Annotated in this window: 12 protein-coding genes and 2 riboswitches; of the genes, 6 read left to right on the forward strand and 6 right to left on the reverse strand. The window is 68.0% G+C overall.

Annotation, left to right across the window (positions count from 1 at the left end):
* Nucleotides 1-14: 14 nt before the first annotated feature.
* On the reverse strand, nt 15-290 hold the full coding sequence (locus LGM56_RS04945; RefSeq protein WP_089427445.1) for a hypothetical protein: 276 nt from the start codon (nt 288-290) through the stop codon (nt 15-17).
* Nucleotides 291-535: 245 nt separating this feature from the next.
* Nucleotides 536-2,086, reverse strand: coding sequence for a sensor domain-containing diguanylate cyclase (locus LGM56_RS04950; protein ID WP_226203179.1), 1,551 nt, complete (start codon nt 2,084-2,086; stop codon nt 536-538).
* A 521-nt stretch (nt 2,087-2,607) separates the two neighbouring features.
* Between LGM56_RS04950 and LGM56_RS04955 the strand changes: the two genes are divergently transcribed.
* From LGM56_RS04955 to LGM56_RS04965, 3 genes are read left to right on the forward strand one after another with little or no spacing between them, the layout of a single operon-like run.
* The gene (locus LGM56_RS04955; RefSeq protein ID WP_089496907.1) at nt 2,608-5,484 is read left to right on the forward strand and encodes a xanthine dehydrogenase family protein molybdopterin-binding subunit; all 2,877 of its coding nucleotides are present in this window, start codon (nt 2,608-2,610) and stop codon (nt 5,482-5,484) included.
* A complete protein-coding gene (locus tag LGM56_RS04960; RefSeq protein ID WP_089496908.1) occupies nt 5,481-6,176 on the forward strand; it encodes a (2Fe-2S)-binding protein in 696 nt (231 codons plus the stop codon). Before LGM56_RS04955 ends, LGM56_RS04960 begins: the two co-directional genes overlap by 4 nt.
* Complete coding sequence (locus LGM56_RS04965) at nt 6,173-7,432, forward strand: cytochrome c (protein WP_089496909.1); 1,260 nt, start codon at nt 6,173-6,175, stop codon at nt 7,430-7,432. The genes LGM56_RS04960 and LGM56_RS04965 overlap by 4 nt, the downstream gene beginning before the upstream one ends.
* An 88-nt stretch (nt 7,433-7,520) precedes the next feature.
* Here LGM56_RS04965 and LGM56_RS04970 read toward each other — a convergent pair whose 3' ends face one another.
* Entirely contained in the window at nt 7,521-7,685 is a 165-nt protein-coding gene (locus LGM56_RS04970; RefSeq protein ID WP_226203181.1) for a hypothetical protein, read from the reverse strand.
* A gap of 205 nt (nt 7,686-7,890) precedes the next feature.
* Here LGM56_RS04970 and LGM56_RS04975 point away from each other — a divergent pair, with 205 nt between their 5' ends.
* Nucleotides 7,891-8,355, forward strand: a complete 465-nt coding sequence (locus LGM56_RS04975; RefSeq protein ID WP_226203183.1) for a hypothetical protein — start codon at nt 7,891-7,893, stop codon at nt 8,353-8,355.
* 139 nt (nt 8,356-8,494) lie between these two features.
* On the opposite strand, the gene pal is transcribed toward LGM56_RS04975, so the two are convergent.
* The 3 genes from pal to LGM56_RS04990 form a co-directional block, all read right to left on the reverse strand.
* Nucleotides 8,495-8,986 (reverse strand): peptidoglycan-associated lipoprotein Pal, encoded by a 492-nt coding sequence (pal, locus tag LGM56_RS04980; RefSeq protein WP_089496910.1) that lies wholly within the window; start codon nt 8,984-8,986, stop codon nt 8,495-8,497.
* A gap of 408 nt (nt 8,987-9,394) precedes the next feature.
* Nucleotides 9,395-10,606: a porin gene (locus LGM56_RS04985; RefSeq protein WP_226203184.1), complete on the reverse strand. Its 1,212-nt coding sequence runs from the start codon at nt 10,604-10,606 to the stop codon at nt 9,395-9,397.
* A gap of 238 nt (nt 10,607-10,844) precedes the next feature.
* The gene (locus LGM56_RS04990) at nt 10,845-11,867 is read right to left on the reverse strand and encodes an ABC transporter substrate-binding protein (RefSeq protein ID WP_089496912.1); all 1,023 of its coding nucleotides are present in this window, start codon (nt 11,865-11,867) and stop codon (nt 10,845-10,847) included.
* Between the two features lie 143 nt (nt 11,868-12,010).
* Nucleotides 12,011-12,132, reverse strand: a riboswitch (guanidine-I (ykkC/yxkD leader).
* Nucleotides 12,133-12,564: 432 nt separating this feature from the next.
* Nucleotides 12,565-12,698, forward strand: a riboswitch (guanidine-I (ykkC/yxkD leader).
* A gap of 57 nt (nt 12,699-12,755) precedes the next feature.
* Here LGM56_RS04990 and LGM56_RS04995 point away from each other — a divergent pair.
* Both LGM56_RS04995 and LGM56_RS05000 read left to right on the forward strand, forming a co-directional pair.
* Nucleotides 12,756-13,511 carry an urea amidolyase associated protein UAAP1 gene (locus LGM56_RS04995; protein ID WP_226203186.1) on the forward strand — a complete coding sequence of 252 codons (756 nt, stop codon included), beginning with the start codon at nt 12,756-12,758 and terminating at the stop codon, nt 13,509-13,511.
* Nucleotides 13,512-13,524: 13 nt separating this feature from the next.
* The gene (locus tag LGM56_RS05000) at nt 13,525-14,181 is read left to right on the forward strand and encodes an urea amidolyase associated protein UAAP2 (RefSeq protein WP_226203188.1); all 657 of its coding nucleotides are present in this window, start codon (nt 13,525-13,527) and stop codon (nt 14,179-14,181) included.
* Nucleotides 14,182-14,230: the final 49 nt, after the last annotated feature.

Raw genomic sequence — 14,230 nt, forward strand, 5'->3', positions numbered from 1 at the left:
CGCGCGCAGCCGCGTTACCGGCCCGATGTTTCAGCTTCGAGACGTCCTTCTTCCCACAGCGCCCAGAAACGGCTGCCGGCGCGATACGGATTCCCGCGGCGTGCGCCGTGATCGGCGATGCCCTGGCGAAATGCGCCGTACAGCGTCAGCGGCGGATTGTCGACGCATCGGGCCTCGCGGGCGGCCGGCATGCGGCTTTCGGACACGAGCCGGCGGATCAGCGATTCGCCGTCGATCACGTCCAGTGCGTCGATGGTTTCGCTGCGGCTGAGGACTTCGACGGTATTCATGTTGGGTCTCCCTGACAACCTGTTTCCCTGACAGGGAGCAATAAGAGTGCCAGGCTTGAAAAGCCTTGCGCTGCTTCGATCGTGCAGGCTTCTGCAGCCAACGTGACGCGCGGCAGGCGGCGATGTTACGGAACACGTCACGTGACACGCGAACGCGCGACGACACGTGCGGCCACGCAAAGCGTTTCGGAATTGAATCGTCGGGAGGCGGCGGAGGCGGGGGAAAGCGGGCTTGTGCAGCCGGGTCAACTCGCGGTCACGGGCGTGACCCGGCTGCTGCCGCTCGAATAGAAGCGATAGATGCCCTTGCCGGCGGACTTCGCTTCGTAAAGCGCGCTGTCGGCCTGCCGGATCAGTTCGTCGGGGGAGCCGTGCCCGTCGTCGAGCGCGATGCCGATGCTGATCCCGAGGCTCACCGTCTCGCCGATCGACAGCGTGTACGGCGCCGAGATCTGCCGGATGATGCGCGCGGCGAGGAGCGAGCACGCATGCATCGTCGTGTCGTCGATCGCGACGACGAACTCGTCGCCGCCGATGCGCGCCGCCAGCTCGCCGGACGGCAGCGTCTTGCCGAGCCGCATGGCGACCTGCGTGAGCACATCGTCGCCGGCCTGGTGGCCGAACCGGTCGTTGATCGCCTTGAAGCCGTCGAGGTCGAGATACATGACGGCGAGCGCGGGACCCGGCGCGCGCGGCCGGCGCGCGAGCATCCGCTTGAGCTCGGCATGCAGTTCATGACGGTTCGGCAAGCCCGTCAGCGCATCGTGCCGCGCGAGATGCCGGATGTGCTGCTCGGTCCGGCGCCGCGCGGTGACATCCTCGACGATGATCACCGCGTTGCCGTCGGGCACGCGGTGGCGCGTCAGTTCGAGCTGGCGGCCGTCGGCGAGCACGACGTCGAGCGGCGCGGGTTCGTCGCAGGCCAGCCAGAGTTCGCACTGCGCGGCGAGAATGGCGCCGCCGGGATCGGTCGCGTCGTTCGCGCCGAGCGCCGCGACGACGGCGGGCAACGGCGTATCGAGCATGATTTCGCGCGGCGAGCCGAACAGGTGCGCGGTGCGCCGGTTCGCGACGATCACGCGGCGCTCGCCGTCGATCATGCACAGGCCGTGCGGCATGTAGGTGAGCGCGGCGTCGAAGCGCGCGACGAGTTCGGCGTTGCGCTGGCGCGCGGCGATCAGCGCGACGAGCACGCGATAGTGACGCTGGACGACCGTGCGCATCGCGGCGAGATAGATCGCGAGCGGCGGCAGCAGCAGCCACGCGCCCGACCGGTGGGCCAGCAGCGCACCGACGCCGATCGGCAGCACGCCGAGCGCGACCTGCATCATCGCGAGCCGCGGCAGCGCCGAATTGCGCGACGCGATTCCGCCGAACACGCCGCCCGCGACCATCACCGACAGCGTGCCGAGCTCGACGTCGACGGCCTGCACGCAGCCCATCACGCCGAGGCCGAGCACGAAGCACGCGACGAGCGACACGGGCGCATAGCGCAACGCCCAGTATTCGGCACGGTCGTCGCCGGCGTTGCGCTGAACGGTGTACGCGCGCGCGATCGAGAGCCGCGTGATGAGGAGGCCGACGTCGGCGATCAGCCACGCGAGGCACCACAGCTGCTGCAGCCGGATCAGTGCAACGGCCGCGACGAAGCCGCTCGCGAGCCCGGAGAGCGCCATCGGTCGGACGTCTTCGAACAGCGTAACGAGCATTGACGGGCGCAGCGCGGCCGTCACACGGTGGTTGCCGGAGGGAGGAGTGGCGAGAACGGAGTGCAGGAGAGATGCCCTGACTGCCATGGTTTTTAACCTCGACACGATGTCGCGTGATGTCGCGATGGCTGGCGGCGCCCGCACGGCACATGGCGGGCGCCCGGCCAGGCCGGATGCGCACGACATTACCATGAAACACGGGCGGCGCGGGTTGCCCCGGGGGATACCCGGAGAGGCCCGCGGCACCGCTCGCCGCGCCGGCCACTCGTCGTCAACCACGCCCGCGAATGGCTTGCGCATTCGTCGGCGCCGGGGCAGCATCGTGGCGAACGGATTGCGGCACGGCGACCGGCAGGAGACCCGCGTGAGATCGCTCGCCGTGCACGGCGCACGATCGAAACCGCCGTAACCGGGCACGCGACGCGGTCGGATCAACCCCCGCGACCGGCTGCCGCAGCCCGGCTGAATACCGTTATAAGAAATTCAATAAGTATTTCATGCGAGAAATACTATAGGCGATATATCTAAAACAATGCCAGAATGCGCGCCGCTCCGAACGTCGCGACACCCGATCGCCGTCCGAGCCGCATCAGGAGGTTCCCCCCCAAATGAAAAACCACGGCCTGTCACGGCGGGGTTTTCTGAAAGCCAGCGTGCTGGCGGGTGTCGCGGTGTATGTCGCGCCCCTGGGCAGCCGCGCATTCGCGGCGCTCTTCGAAGAAAAACTCCTCACCCCCGTCAAATGGGATAGCGTCACCGGCATCCCCCAATTCCGCATCGACGGCATCGCGAAGGTCACCGGCTCGAAAGTGTTCGCCCGTGACGTGCGCGCCGCCGACATGCCGCACTGGCCGCAGCAGCAGTCGCATGCGCTGATCCTGCGCGTCACGCAGGCCGACCGCACCTACGAAGGCTTCGACCTGTCGCTGCTCGGCGACGACCTGAAGCCGGACCGCGTGGTCACGGCCGACGATCTCGTGCGCGACGGCGTCGCGTTCCCGACGTTCTACGGCGACGACATGCTGCTGCCGGCCGGCAAGACGCCCGCGTATCTCGGCCATGCGGTCGCGATCCTCATCTATCACGACTTCGCGCGCTTCCGCTTCGCGAAGAACGCGCTCAAGTTCCGCGACGACGTGATCCGCTACGGCGCGGTCACCGGCCCGCTCGAGCGCGATCCGTGGGGCACCTTCCGTTACGTGCGCGTGGGCGGCAAGACGGCCTACGACGACGACGTCTATTCGAGCCTGAAGGACGCGCCGATCTTCCCGAGCATGATGCGCAAGCACCTGCCGGTGTGGCCGGACGGCAAGGAGCACGGCAAGCTCGACGAGCAGGGCATGTTCCTCGCCGGGCAGATCGCCAGCGAACTCGACCATCCGTCGGCCGACTGGCTCGTGTTCGACCGCGAGTACAACACGCAGTCGGTCGACACGTCCGCGCTCGAACCGGACAACGCGAACTGCTGGTACGACACCGCGACGCAGTCGCTGCACCTCGTCGTGCCGACCCAGTCGCCGCTCGAAGTGGCGGAGAACGCGGCCGCGATGGTCGCGAAGTGCCGCTTCCCGGTGAAGAAGCTGTTCGTGCATCCGTGCTACACGGTCGGCTACGGTTCCAAGGATCACTTCAACGTCCCGTTCTACGGTCTCGTCTGCGCGTTGTATGCGGACGGCCGCCCGGTGCGTTTCGCGAACGACCGCTACGAGCAGTTCCAGACGTCGCTGAAGCGTCACGCGTTCAAGATGCATTACCGGATCGCGGTGGACCGCAACACGGGCCTGCTGCAGTCGTTCAAGGGCGACTTCGAGGCGAACGGCGGCGGGCGCTCGAACTTCTCGCCGTCGGTGGCGATGGTGGGGGCGACGGCCGCGCAATCGATCTATTACTTCCCGAAGAGCGACCTGGCCGCGGTCGCGATCGCGTCGCGCGCGATCGATGCCGGCTCGGCACGTGGCTACGGCACGCTGCAGAGCATGGCGGCGACCGAGATGGCGGTCGACGAGATCGCCGCGCAGCTGAACATCGACCCGATCGATTTCCGCCTGCGCAACGCGCTGCGCTCCGGGATGAAGAACACGCAGGGGGCGATTCCCGCCGGCGCGCTGCGCGTGGACGAGGTGCTCGAGCGCTCGAGGCAGCATCCGCTGTGGACGCGCCGCGCCGCGCGCAAGGCCGAATACGAGGCTGCGCATCCGGGCAAGCGCTATGGCGTCGGCTTCGCGTGCGTGCAGAAGGATTTCGGCACGGGCGCGGAAGCGTCGTTCGCGAAGGTCGAATTCGACGAGAACGGCAAGGTGTCGCTGCAGCACACGGCGGCCGAGATCGGCACCGGGATGTCGACGTCGCAGGCCGTCGCGGTCGCGAAATGGCTGGGCCGTCCGGCCACGGACGTGCGCGTGGCTGTGACCGAATGGCCGGACCTGCCGGTCGAGACCAGCGGCGATCCGTACCTCATGTCGCAGGCCGACCAGGATCGCCTGAGCGCGAATCCGCGCTGGTCGCCGAGCTATGCGTCGCCGTCGAGCGCGACGAACTCCGCGTACTACTTCACGCACAGCACGCGCGAAGCCGCGCGCGCGGTGTTCCGCTACGGCCTGTGGCCGGCGGCGATGTCGATCTGGACGCGCGGCCTCGGCGGCGGCCAGGCCGCGCCGTACACGATCCGCATCGAGGACGCGCGCTGGGTCGACGGCAAGCTGACCGCCGACGGCCTCGAGCCGCTGTCGTTCGAACAGCTCGCGAAGCAGGCCCATGCGCTCGGCCTGCCGACCGGCGCCGTCGTGCACGTGTTCAACCGCTGGCAGTGGACCGACGCCGAGTTCGAAGTGGGCGGCATGGTCGAGCGTCTGCCGATCGACGGGCTGTCGCTGCGTGTCGGCGCGCCGAAGACGGGCGACAACGGCCCGGTGCCCGGCACCGCCGCACCGGCCGGCGCGACCACGATGCGCGGCACGCTGGCGCCGACCGCGAACGGCTACCGCGTGCTCGACCGCAAGCGCGTGTTCATCCCGCCGACGAGCCGCAACAACGCGGCCGTCACGTACTACACGGCAGTCGGCACGCTGGTCGAGCTGGCCGTGCACGAAGCGACCGGCAAGGTCGAGTTGCTCACGCACCACTCGATCATGGAATGCGGCAACCAGATTTCGCCGCAGCTCGTGTCGGGCCAGTTGCAGGGTGGTCTCGCGATGGGGATCGGCCATGCGCTGTACGAATACCTGCCGCTGTATGAAGACGGCCCCGGCAACGGCACGTGGAACTTCAACCGTTACCAGCTGCCGCGCGCGTCCGACGTCGCCGTCTGGACGCAGACGGGCGACGTGCTGCCGCCGCTGTCCGAGACCGATCCGCCGAAGGGCGTCGCCGAAGTGGTGATGATTCCCGTCGTCGGCGCGATCGTGAACGGCATCGCGCACGCGATCGGCCATCGTTTCACCGACCTGCCGGTGACCCCGCAAAAGATTCAGGAGGTGCTCGCATGACGACCGCCCAAACCGCGGCTTCCGCCGCGAGCGGAAGCGCCGCCGCGACCGGCGCTTCCGCGCCGAGCGCGGCTTCGGCCGCACCGGCATCGGCCCCGGCTGCGCCGGCTTCGGCCCCGGCTGCCGTCGAGCGTCCGCTCGTCCGGTTCCAGTCGAAACCGCTGTCGATCAATATCAACGGCAAGTCCGTCGGCCCGATGCAGGTGCCGGAAGGGCTGATGATGATCGAGTTCCTGCACGAATACGCGGGCCTCACCGGTTCGCGGCTCGGCTGCGGGCAGGGCATCTGCCACGCGTGCGTCGTGATCGTCGACAAGCCGGACGGCACGAGCGAGGAAATGCGCACCTGCATCACCGGCGCGCACTTCTTCCACGGCCGCTCGATCCGCACGATCGAAGGCCACGCGAAGCGCAACGAAGCGGGCGAAGTGGTCGAGCTGTCGCCGATCCAGCAGAAGTTCCTCGAGCATTTCAGCTTCCAGTGCGGCTACTGCACGCCGGGCTTCGTCAACGCGGCGACCGTGCTGATCGAACGCCTGAAGCGCGAGCCGGTCGCGAAGGCCGACGTCGAGCGCACGATCACCGAGGCGCTCGATGCGCACCTCTGCCGCTGCACGGGCTATGTCCGCTACTACGAAGCCGTCAAGGACGTGGTGCTGACGACGCCGGGACTCGTGAAGGACGCCGCATGAAACGCACATTCGCTCATCGTGTCGCGCGGGCTGCGGGCTTCCCCGCGCTCGCGGCCGCCTGCGCGCTGCTGCTCGCCGCGTGCGGCGGCCATGACGCGCCGGCCTCGAACGCGGCTTCCGGCGCACCGGGTGCCGACCCGATCGCGCGCGGCCGCTACCTCGTCAAGGCCGCCGACTGCGCGGCGTGCCACACCGCGAAGGACGGCGCACCGTTCGCCGGCGGCGCGCCGCTCGAATCGCCATTCGGCACGTTCTACGGCTCGAACATCACGCCCGACAAGGATCACGGGATCGGCAACTGGAGCGCGGACGATTTCTACGCCGCGCTGCATGACGGCAAGGCGCCGGGCAAGCGCCTGTATCCGTCGATGCCGTACACGTCGTACCGTCAGCTCACGCGCGCCGATTCCGACGCGATGTACGCGTACCTGAAGACCGTCAAGCCGGTCGCACTGGAAAACCGCGAGCACGCGCTGAAGTTCCCGTACAACCTGCGTTTCGGGATGGTCTTCTGGGACATGGTGTTCCTGAAGGACAGCCTGCCCGATGCGTCGACCGGCCAGTCCGCCGACTGGCAGCGCGGCCGCTATCTGGCGGGTGCGCTCGGCCATTGCGCGGAATGCCATACGCCGCGCGCGTTCACGGGCCAGCTCGACAGCGCGAAGCCGTTCGCCGGCGCCGCGCTCGGCCGCGTGGCCGCGCCCGACATCACGCCGGCCGGCCTCGCCGCGCGCGGCTGGACGGGCGCCGACCTGCAGACGTTCTTCGGCGTCGGCATCGCGCCGCAAGGCTCGGCGTTCGGCGAAATGTACCCGGTCGTGCACCTGAGCACGCAGACCATGACGAAGGACGACCTGCGCGCGCTGTCCGTGTACCTGCTGGGCGATACGCCGCCCGCGCCGCAACCGGTGAAGCCGGTATCGGCCGACGCCGCGCAGCTTGCGGCCGGCCGCTCGGTGTATCTCGCGGTCTGCGCGGGCTGTCACGGCTTCAACGGTGAAGGCAAGCCGCACGTGGCGGTGCCGATGAACGGCAATTCGACGGTGCGCCAGGGCGACCCGCGCAACCTGCTGGTCGCGATGCTCGACGGCATCGGCGAGCAGAAGTTTGCCGGGTTCGAGAACCTGCAGCCGATGCCCGGTTTCGCGCACACGCTGAGCGACGACGAACTCGCGCAGCTCGCGAACTACCTGCGTGCGACGTGGGGCGGCCAGCCCGCGAGCGTCACGCCGGCCGACGTGAAGGCCATGCGTTAAGTCGTGCCGCAGGGCGGCGCGTCGCGCGCGAGTCAGCCGGTTTCCGGTGCTCGTGGGCGACGCGTCGTCCGATTTTTTCGGCGGCGCTTCAGTAGCCGCTACCACCTCCGCCTCCGCTGCCTCCCGAGCCGCCACCGCCATACCGGCTCATGCCCGGTCCCTGCGCAGGGCCGCTACCCGACGACATACAGCCCGCCGACAGCACGAGCACCAGCGCGGCGATCAGCGCCGCGGCCCACCTTGCCGATTTCATGTCCGCCTCCTTGCCGCGCGCGGGACGCTGGAAAGGCCGGTTCGCGTGAACCGCGCGTCTGCGTGCTGACGGAACATGAAACGTTTCGGGCGGGCGGGTTATTCCATGCATTTTGTGGATCGTTGAACGCGAAGGCGCAGACCGGATGCATCTTGCCGCCTTGGTACACTCCGGCAGCCGCCATTCCGGTTCCGACTACAAAAACATGAGTGCTACCGCAGAACGTCCGCCGTCGCGTCCGTCCCATCCCGTCGTGTTCGGCTGCATGTCGTTTGCCGTCGGCGGCCCGCTGGTCGCATCGCTCGTCTGGCCGGCCGTGATGCTGATCGCGTGGTCGTTGATCGACGGTCCGTCGTGGGAGGTACTGAAAGTCAGCGCCGGCATGGTGCCGCTGATCTTCTTCGCGTCGTTCCTGTTCGGCTATTTCGTGCCCGCGGCCGTGGCGGGCGGCATCATGGGTGCAATCGGCACGCGAATCCGGCGGCGCTGGTTCGTGCTGCTGGGGATGATCGTCGGGGCAGGCGCGATGATCGGCTTCGTCGAACTCGTGGCCTACCTGCTGAAATCCGACAAGGTCGGCGACATCAACGCGATCGCCACGCTCGATGCGATCGTGACGTCGGCCGTGCTGTCGTACTGGCTGCATCGGCGGCTCGCACGCCGGCGTTGAATGCGGCGCGGTGCGTCATCCGGCGCTGTGTCGTTGCTCGCGAGCATGCAGCGGGCGGCACCGCGCGGCCGCTTCTGCGGCCCGTGGTCTGGCATGCCGTTCCTTAAGCAGAAGCCGCCGCCGTCGCGGCGGCCTGTGATCAACGATAGACGAGATCGGCGCGGCGATTCTGCGCCCACGCATCCTCGTCGTGGCCGAGCGCAACCGGCTTTTCCTTGCCGAGGCTGACCGCCTCGAGTTGCGTGGCCGGCACGCCGAGCGTTTCGAGCCCGCTCATCACGGCCTGCGAGCGGCGTTGGCCGAGCGCGAGGTTGTATTCGGACGTGCCGCGTTCGTCGGTGTTGCCCTGGATCAGCACGTGCCGCGCCGGATGGCTGCGCAGGTAGTCGGCATGCGCCTGCAGCAGCGACTGGTATTCGGGCTTGACGGAGTACTGGTCGAAATCGAAGTAGATGCTGCGTTTCGCGAGCGGGCTGTTCGGATTGTCGAGATCGTCGGCCGTCACCGTTGCGACGGCTTCGCTCGAGGGTGTTGGCTCCGTGCCGGCATTCTCGGGCGTCTTCGCCGCATTGTGGCAACCGGCCAGCAGCACGAAGGTTGCCAGGACTGCAAATCGATTCGTTTTGCTCATCGTTCGTCTCCAGCGGTTGACTGCGTTGAACGCGTAGGGCGTGCCACGGGCACGCCCGTATCCGGCCGGCATGGCGCGAAAGGTCCGGCACGCACGGCGTGAAGCGCGTTCGTAAGCCGGTGGTGCGCCATATGAAAGAGTGTCGCGACCGGAACGCCAAATCTCGGCGTCGCTGCAAACAGATTAGGAAAAATGTCACAGCGTGACCAGTTTCTCCGCATTTTTTTGCGCCGATGCGACAGTCCGGGCCGCATTTTTGCCGTTGTGATGGGCGATGCCACAGGGAAAAGGCCGCGCACGGGCGCGGCCATTCCGGTTCGGAGCATGACGATCGGGTGGTGCTGGAACGCTTGCCTGATACGTCCGTCGGCGCAGCAGCGTTGCGCCGCGTCGCTCCGTCTTGCGTCGTCAGAACTTGTGCCGCAGCCCCAGGGCGACGACGACCTGGTTGCTGTTCGCCGACGGCGTCAGCGTCCAGACGGTTGCGTTGAATGCGGGATTGCCGTTGCCGCCGCTCACGCTCTGGTAGACGCCTTCGAGATACGCATCGGTGCGCTTCGACAGCGCATAGTCGGCTTGCGCCACGACCTGATTCCATTTCGGGCGCGTCTGGCCAGTGCGCGTGTCGAAGCGGCCCATCGTGTACGTGTAGGCGGCCGAGAGGCTCAACGCCCGCGTGACGACGTAGCGCACGTCGATCGAGAAGTTGTCGAACACCAGCGATTCACCCTTCAGCGGCGCGATGCCGCCGCCCTGGAGCACGCCGGTCACGCCGTCGGTGGTCGAGTGCGACCACGCGGCGCCGACCGAATGCGGCCCGAATGCGTAGCGGCCGGCCGCGGCCCAGATCTGCTGGTTGCCGCCGGTGATCGTCGCCGAGCCGTCGACCGTGCTGAGCGCGCCGTTCGGGTTCGGCGCATTGCGGTCGCGGCTGATCTTCAGGTAGCCGGCGCCGAGCTTCAGCGGCCCGTTCGCGTACGACACGCCCGCGCTCCATGCCGCGTTGTTGGCGAACTGGCCGGCCGTGTTCGAGAACCCGAACATCGCGCCGAACGTCAGCCCGCGGTACGTCGGGCTCGTGTACTTCACAGCGTGGTTGATGCGGAGGTTGCGGTTCGAATCGTCGTTGTCGTACGGATGCACCGCGAGGTTGCCGCCCCAGCCGGGGCCGGACGCGCCGAGCGGCGTCACGAAATCGAGGATCAGGTCGTACTGGCGGCCGAACGTGAGCGTGCCGGCCGTCTTCGAGCTCAGGCCGATCCATGCCTGGCGGCCGAACAGGTCGACGCCTTTCTGCGACAGTGCGCCGGTGGTGCCCGAGAAGCCGTTCTCGAGCGTGAAGACCGCGGCCGTCCCGCCGCCCAGATCCTCGCGGCCGCGCAGCCCCCAGCGCGACGCGTTCAGTGCGCCGCTCGTCATCGCGACGGCGCCGCTGCCCGGCGAGCCGGCGCCGTGCGTGCGCTGGTTGGTGGCGTAGGTGATCGACGTGTCGATCAGGCCGTACAGCGTCACGCTGCTCTGTGCGTGTACCCCGTCCGATGCGAGGGCGGTCAGGCAGGCGGCAATGGCGGTCCCCGCGAGTCGAGTGCTGGCGTGCTGGTTCATCTTGTAGGAATGCATAGGAGTTTTTATCGTTTTTCCGGCCCGGTGGCCGGCGGATCGAGCGGCCATTATTGGAGATCGTGCGGCGGTCGATTAAGGCGTTGCACAGGAAAGGTCCTCTGCAAAATCGCGTGGAATCGCGGCGAAGCGGGGGCGGGGAGTGGGTCAGGCGGCGGCCGCGGCCGCGCATCGACGCGGCCGGGTTTGGCGGGAGTGAGCGCGAGGGGCCGGCGCCCGAAGCCCGGCCCCGCGCCCGTCAATGCGGCATCACGAGGCGCGGATCGATATACGCGTCGATGTCCTGCGACTGCTTGTATACGCCGTTGCGTACGTTGAACGCATTCGCGTTGCGCGTCGAGCCGTAGATCGAATCGAGCCCGTCGCCCTTGCGGAACGCGCGCTTCGCGGCGCCTTCGTCGAGCAGGTGCGTGCCCTTCAGCAGCGGGAGGTATTGCTCCGGCGCAAGCCCGACGCGGGCGGACATGATCCGGACCGCGTCGCTCTGCGTCTTCGGATCGTTGATGTAGGCGACGCAGCGGTACCAGACCTTGATCACCTTGGCCCAGTCGGCGCGGCGCGCGGCGAGGCTGGCCGGCGCGACGGTAATGGCGTCGTAGATCAGCCCGGGCGCATCCGCCGACGTGAAGATCGCACGTGCGCCCGGCGCGCGCTTCAACGCCTCGCCCGCGTTCGGCTGCCAGGCGGCCACCGCGGCGATGTCCGTCGACGAGCCGAGCACCTGCGGCAGTTCGTTGGTTTTCGCGTTCACGAGCGTCACGTCGCCGTCCTTCAGCCCGTGCTTCTGCAGCGCGGTTTCGAGCAGCAGGTGATCGACGAGGCCGAGTTCGACGCCGACCTTCTTGCCCTTCAGCGCCTCGACGCTGCGCAGCGGCGGCTTGGCGACGATCATGTCGTTGCCGGCGGAATAGTCGGTGAGCAGGATCATCACGTTCTTCGCGCCGGCCGAGCCCGTCACGAGCGCGTCGCCGTTCGTCGCCGCGACCGCGTCGAGCTTGCCTGCCGAAAACGCGTCGAGCGATGCCGAGTAATCGAACCATTCGAAATCGACGTCGACGCCGGCTTCCTTGAACCACCCCTTGTCGAGTGCGACCTGGAACGCGACCCAGCCGGGCCAGTCGCTGTAGCCGATCTTGAGCGGCGCTGCCGCGTGTGCGGCGGGCGTCATGAGGAGCGTGGCGGCCGCGGCGGCGGCCCCCAATGCGTGACGGACGGAACGGCGGGACAGCAGGCGGCGGAGCGCCAGGGCGGGACGGGTCATCGTTTTCTCCAGGAGACCGGGATCGGGATCGTCGAAACGGACCGTGCGCGTGCACGTGCGCGGTCCGGCCGCGTGGCCGGTTCCTGCGGAGGCGGAACGAATGAAGCGGCCACGGAGAGGCGCGACGGCCGTTGCCATCGCCAATCTCCCGGGCTTTTGTCCCGCCGTGTAGCGCGTGCGCGTCCGGTCTCGCGATCGGACGCATCCGCGCCGGGCTGCTCTCGGACCAGACGTTCGATGAACCGGAACCCTAGCACCCCTAAGATGCGACGCCGCCGCACCTCTCGGCGTCATGCCGAGCGAGAAGCGTGCCAACGGCACGCGGCGGGGCGGCTCAGGGGCGGCGCGACCTGCGCTGCAGTTCGATGAAGCGGGCGGAGAAGAGCGCGCTCAGCGCGCGCCGGAGCAGGTCGAGCTTGTTCATGAGGTGTCGCGTATCGAGTGAAGGTGCATGCATCGAGCAATGCCCATGCCATCGCCGGTCGTGTCGTGCAGGCGGGCGCGGCGCGCACTGCGTCGGTGCGGGCGCGCGTTCGCATGGTGCGCGGCACGCCCGCCGCGAGGGCGGCCATCCGCATCCGGTGCGGTATCCGTCAGCGCGCGCATGCCGGAAAGCCGCATGGCGCGGCGATTCCTCACACGCTGGCACGCAACTCGCTTAGTCAGTGCCCGAGAGGTGCGAAGCAATTTGCATCATCTTCAGGATCGCTAGGGTTCCGGTCGTGCGGCGTTCGCGCCGCGCGATGGCTGGTCCGAGAGCAATCCGGTCTTGTCTTCTCCTCGTTTCGAGGAAACGGCGAGGCTCCACGGAGGGATAAAAGCCCGGGAGGTCGCGATGTCGTTCGGTCGCCCTCTCACGCCTTTTGTCCAACCGACCACGGAGCCGCCATGTCGCCGCGCCCCCAAGCCGTCCTTGCCCCGCCGCCACACGTCGTGTGGGAAACGCTCATTCCCGCCGGAACCCACTGGTCCGGCATCCTGCGCCGCGGTCTCGCGCTGCGTGTCGTCGATGTCGACGGCGGTGCGAATCTTTCCGCCGTGTTTCATCGCCAGGAAGATCCGCTCGAACGCTACAACATGGCCGACACGCTGAAGGCGCAGCACACCGCGCATCTCACCCGCGGCCATGCGCTGTACACCGACATGGGGCGCGTGATCGCGTCGATCACGGCCGACACGCTCGGCTGGCACGACCCGCTCGGCGGCGTCGGCGATGCGCGGCTGTTCGCGCACAAGTACGGCACGACGTCGTACCAGGTCGATCGCAACGCGATGATCCGCAACGGCCGGGACAGCCTCGTGCTCGAACTCGCGAAATACGGGCTGTCGGCGCGCGACCTCGTCGCGAACGTCAATTTCTTCAGCAAGCTCGACACGCGTGACGACGGCGCGCTCGATTTCGTCGCCGGACATTCGCCGGCCGGCAGCGCCGTCGATTTGCGCTTCGAGATGAACACGCTGGCCGCGTTCTCGACCGCGCCGCATCCGCTCGACCCGCACCCGGACTACGCGCCGAAGGCCGTGAAGCTGATCGCGTACCGCGCGTATCCGGCGGACGGTGCCGCGCCGGAAGACGATCCGTGCCGCCGCGCGTGCGCCGAGAACGTGCGCGGCTTCGCCAACACCGATCGCCTGTTTGCGTAAGGAGCGCCGAGCCATGCCGATCATCGAAAGCCGTCTCGACCCGCGCGATGCCATTCACGACACCACATTGAACGCGGGCGAACCGTGGCTGCGCGACCTGAAGCGCGGGCAGGTCTTCCGCATCCTCGACCTGGAAGGCAACCAGGCCGTCGACACGCTGTTCTACCGGTCCGACGACCCCGAGGAGCGCTACAGCGCGCAGGACACCATCCGCGCCCAGCGCAACCTGTACCTGAGCGCGGGCAGCGTGCTGCTGTCGAGCCGGGGCAATCCGATGGTGACGATCGTCGCCGATACCTGCGGCCGTCACGACACGCTCGGCGGCGCGTGCGCGGCCGAGAGCAACACCGTGCGCTATGCGCTCGACAAGCGGCACATGCACAACTGCCGCGACAGCTTCCTCAACGCGATCACGCACTGCACGTGCGGCGCGGGCGCGCGGCTCACCAAGCGCGACCTGGTCGGCAACGTCAACTTCTTCATGAACGTGCCCGTCACGCCGCTCGGCGGGCTGACCTTCGAGGACGGCATTTCCGCACCGGGCAAGTATGTGGAGATGCGCGCGGAGATGGACGTCACGGTGCTGATCTCGAACTGCCCGCAGCTCAACAATCCGTGCAACGGGTACAACCCGACGCCGGTGCGCCTCACGATCTGGGAGGCGAAATGAACGACCCCCACGCTCACTATCGTTCGCTGCCCCCCAAGGGGGCGGTTGC

Source organism: Burkholderia sp. AU38729 (assembly GCF_020419725.1).
Lineage (GTDB): Bacteria > Pseudomonadota > Gammaproteobacteria > Burkholderiales > Burkholderiaceae > Burkholderia.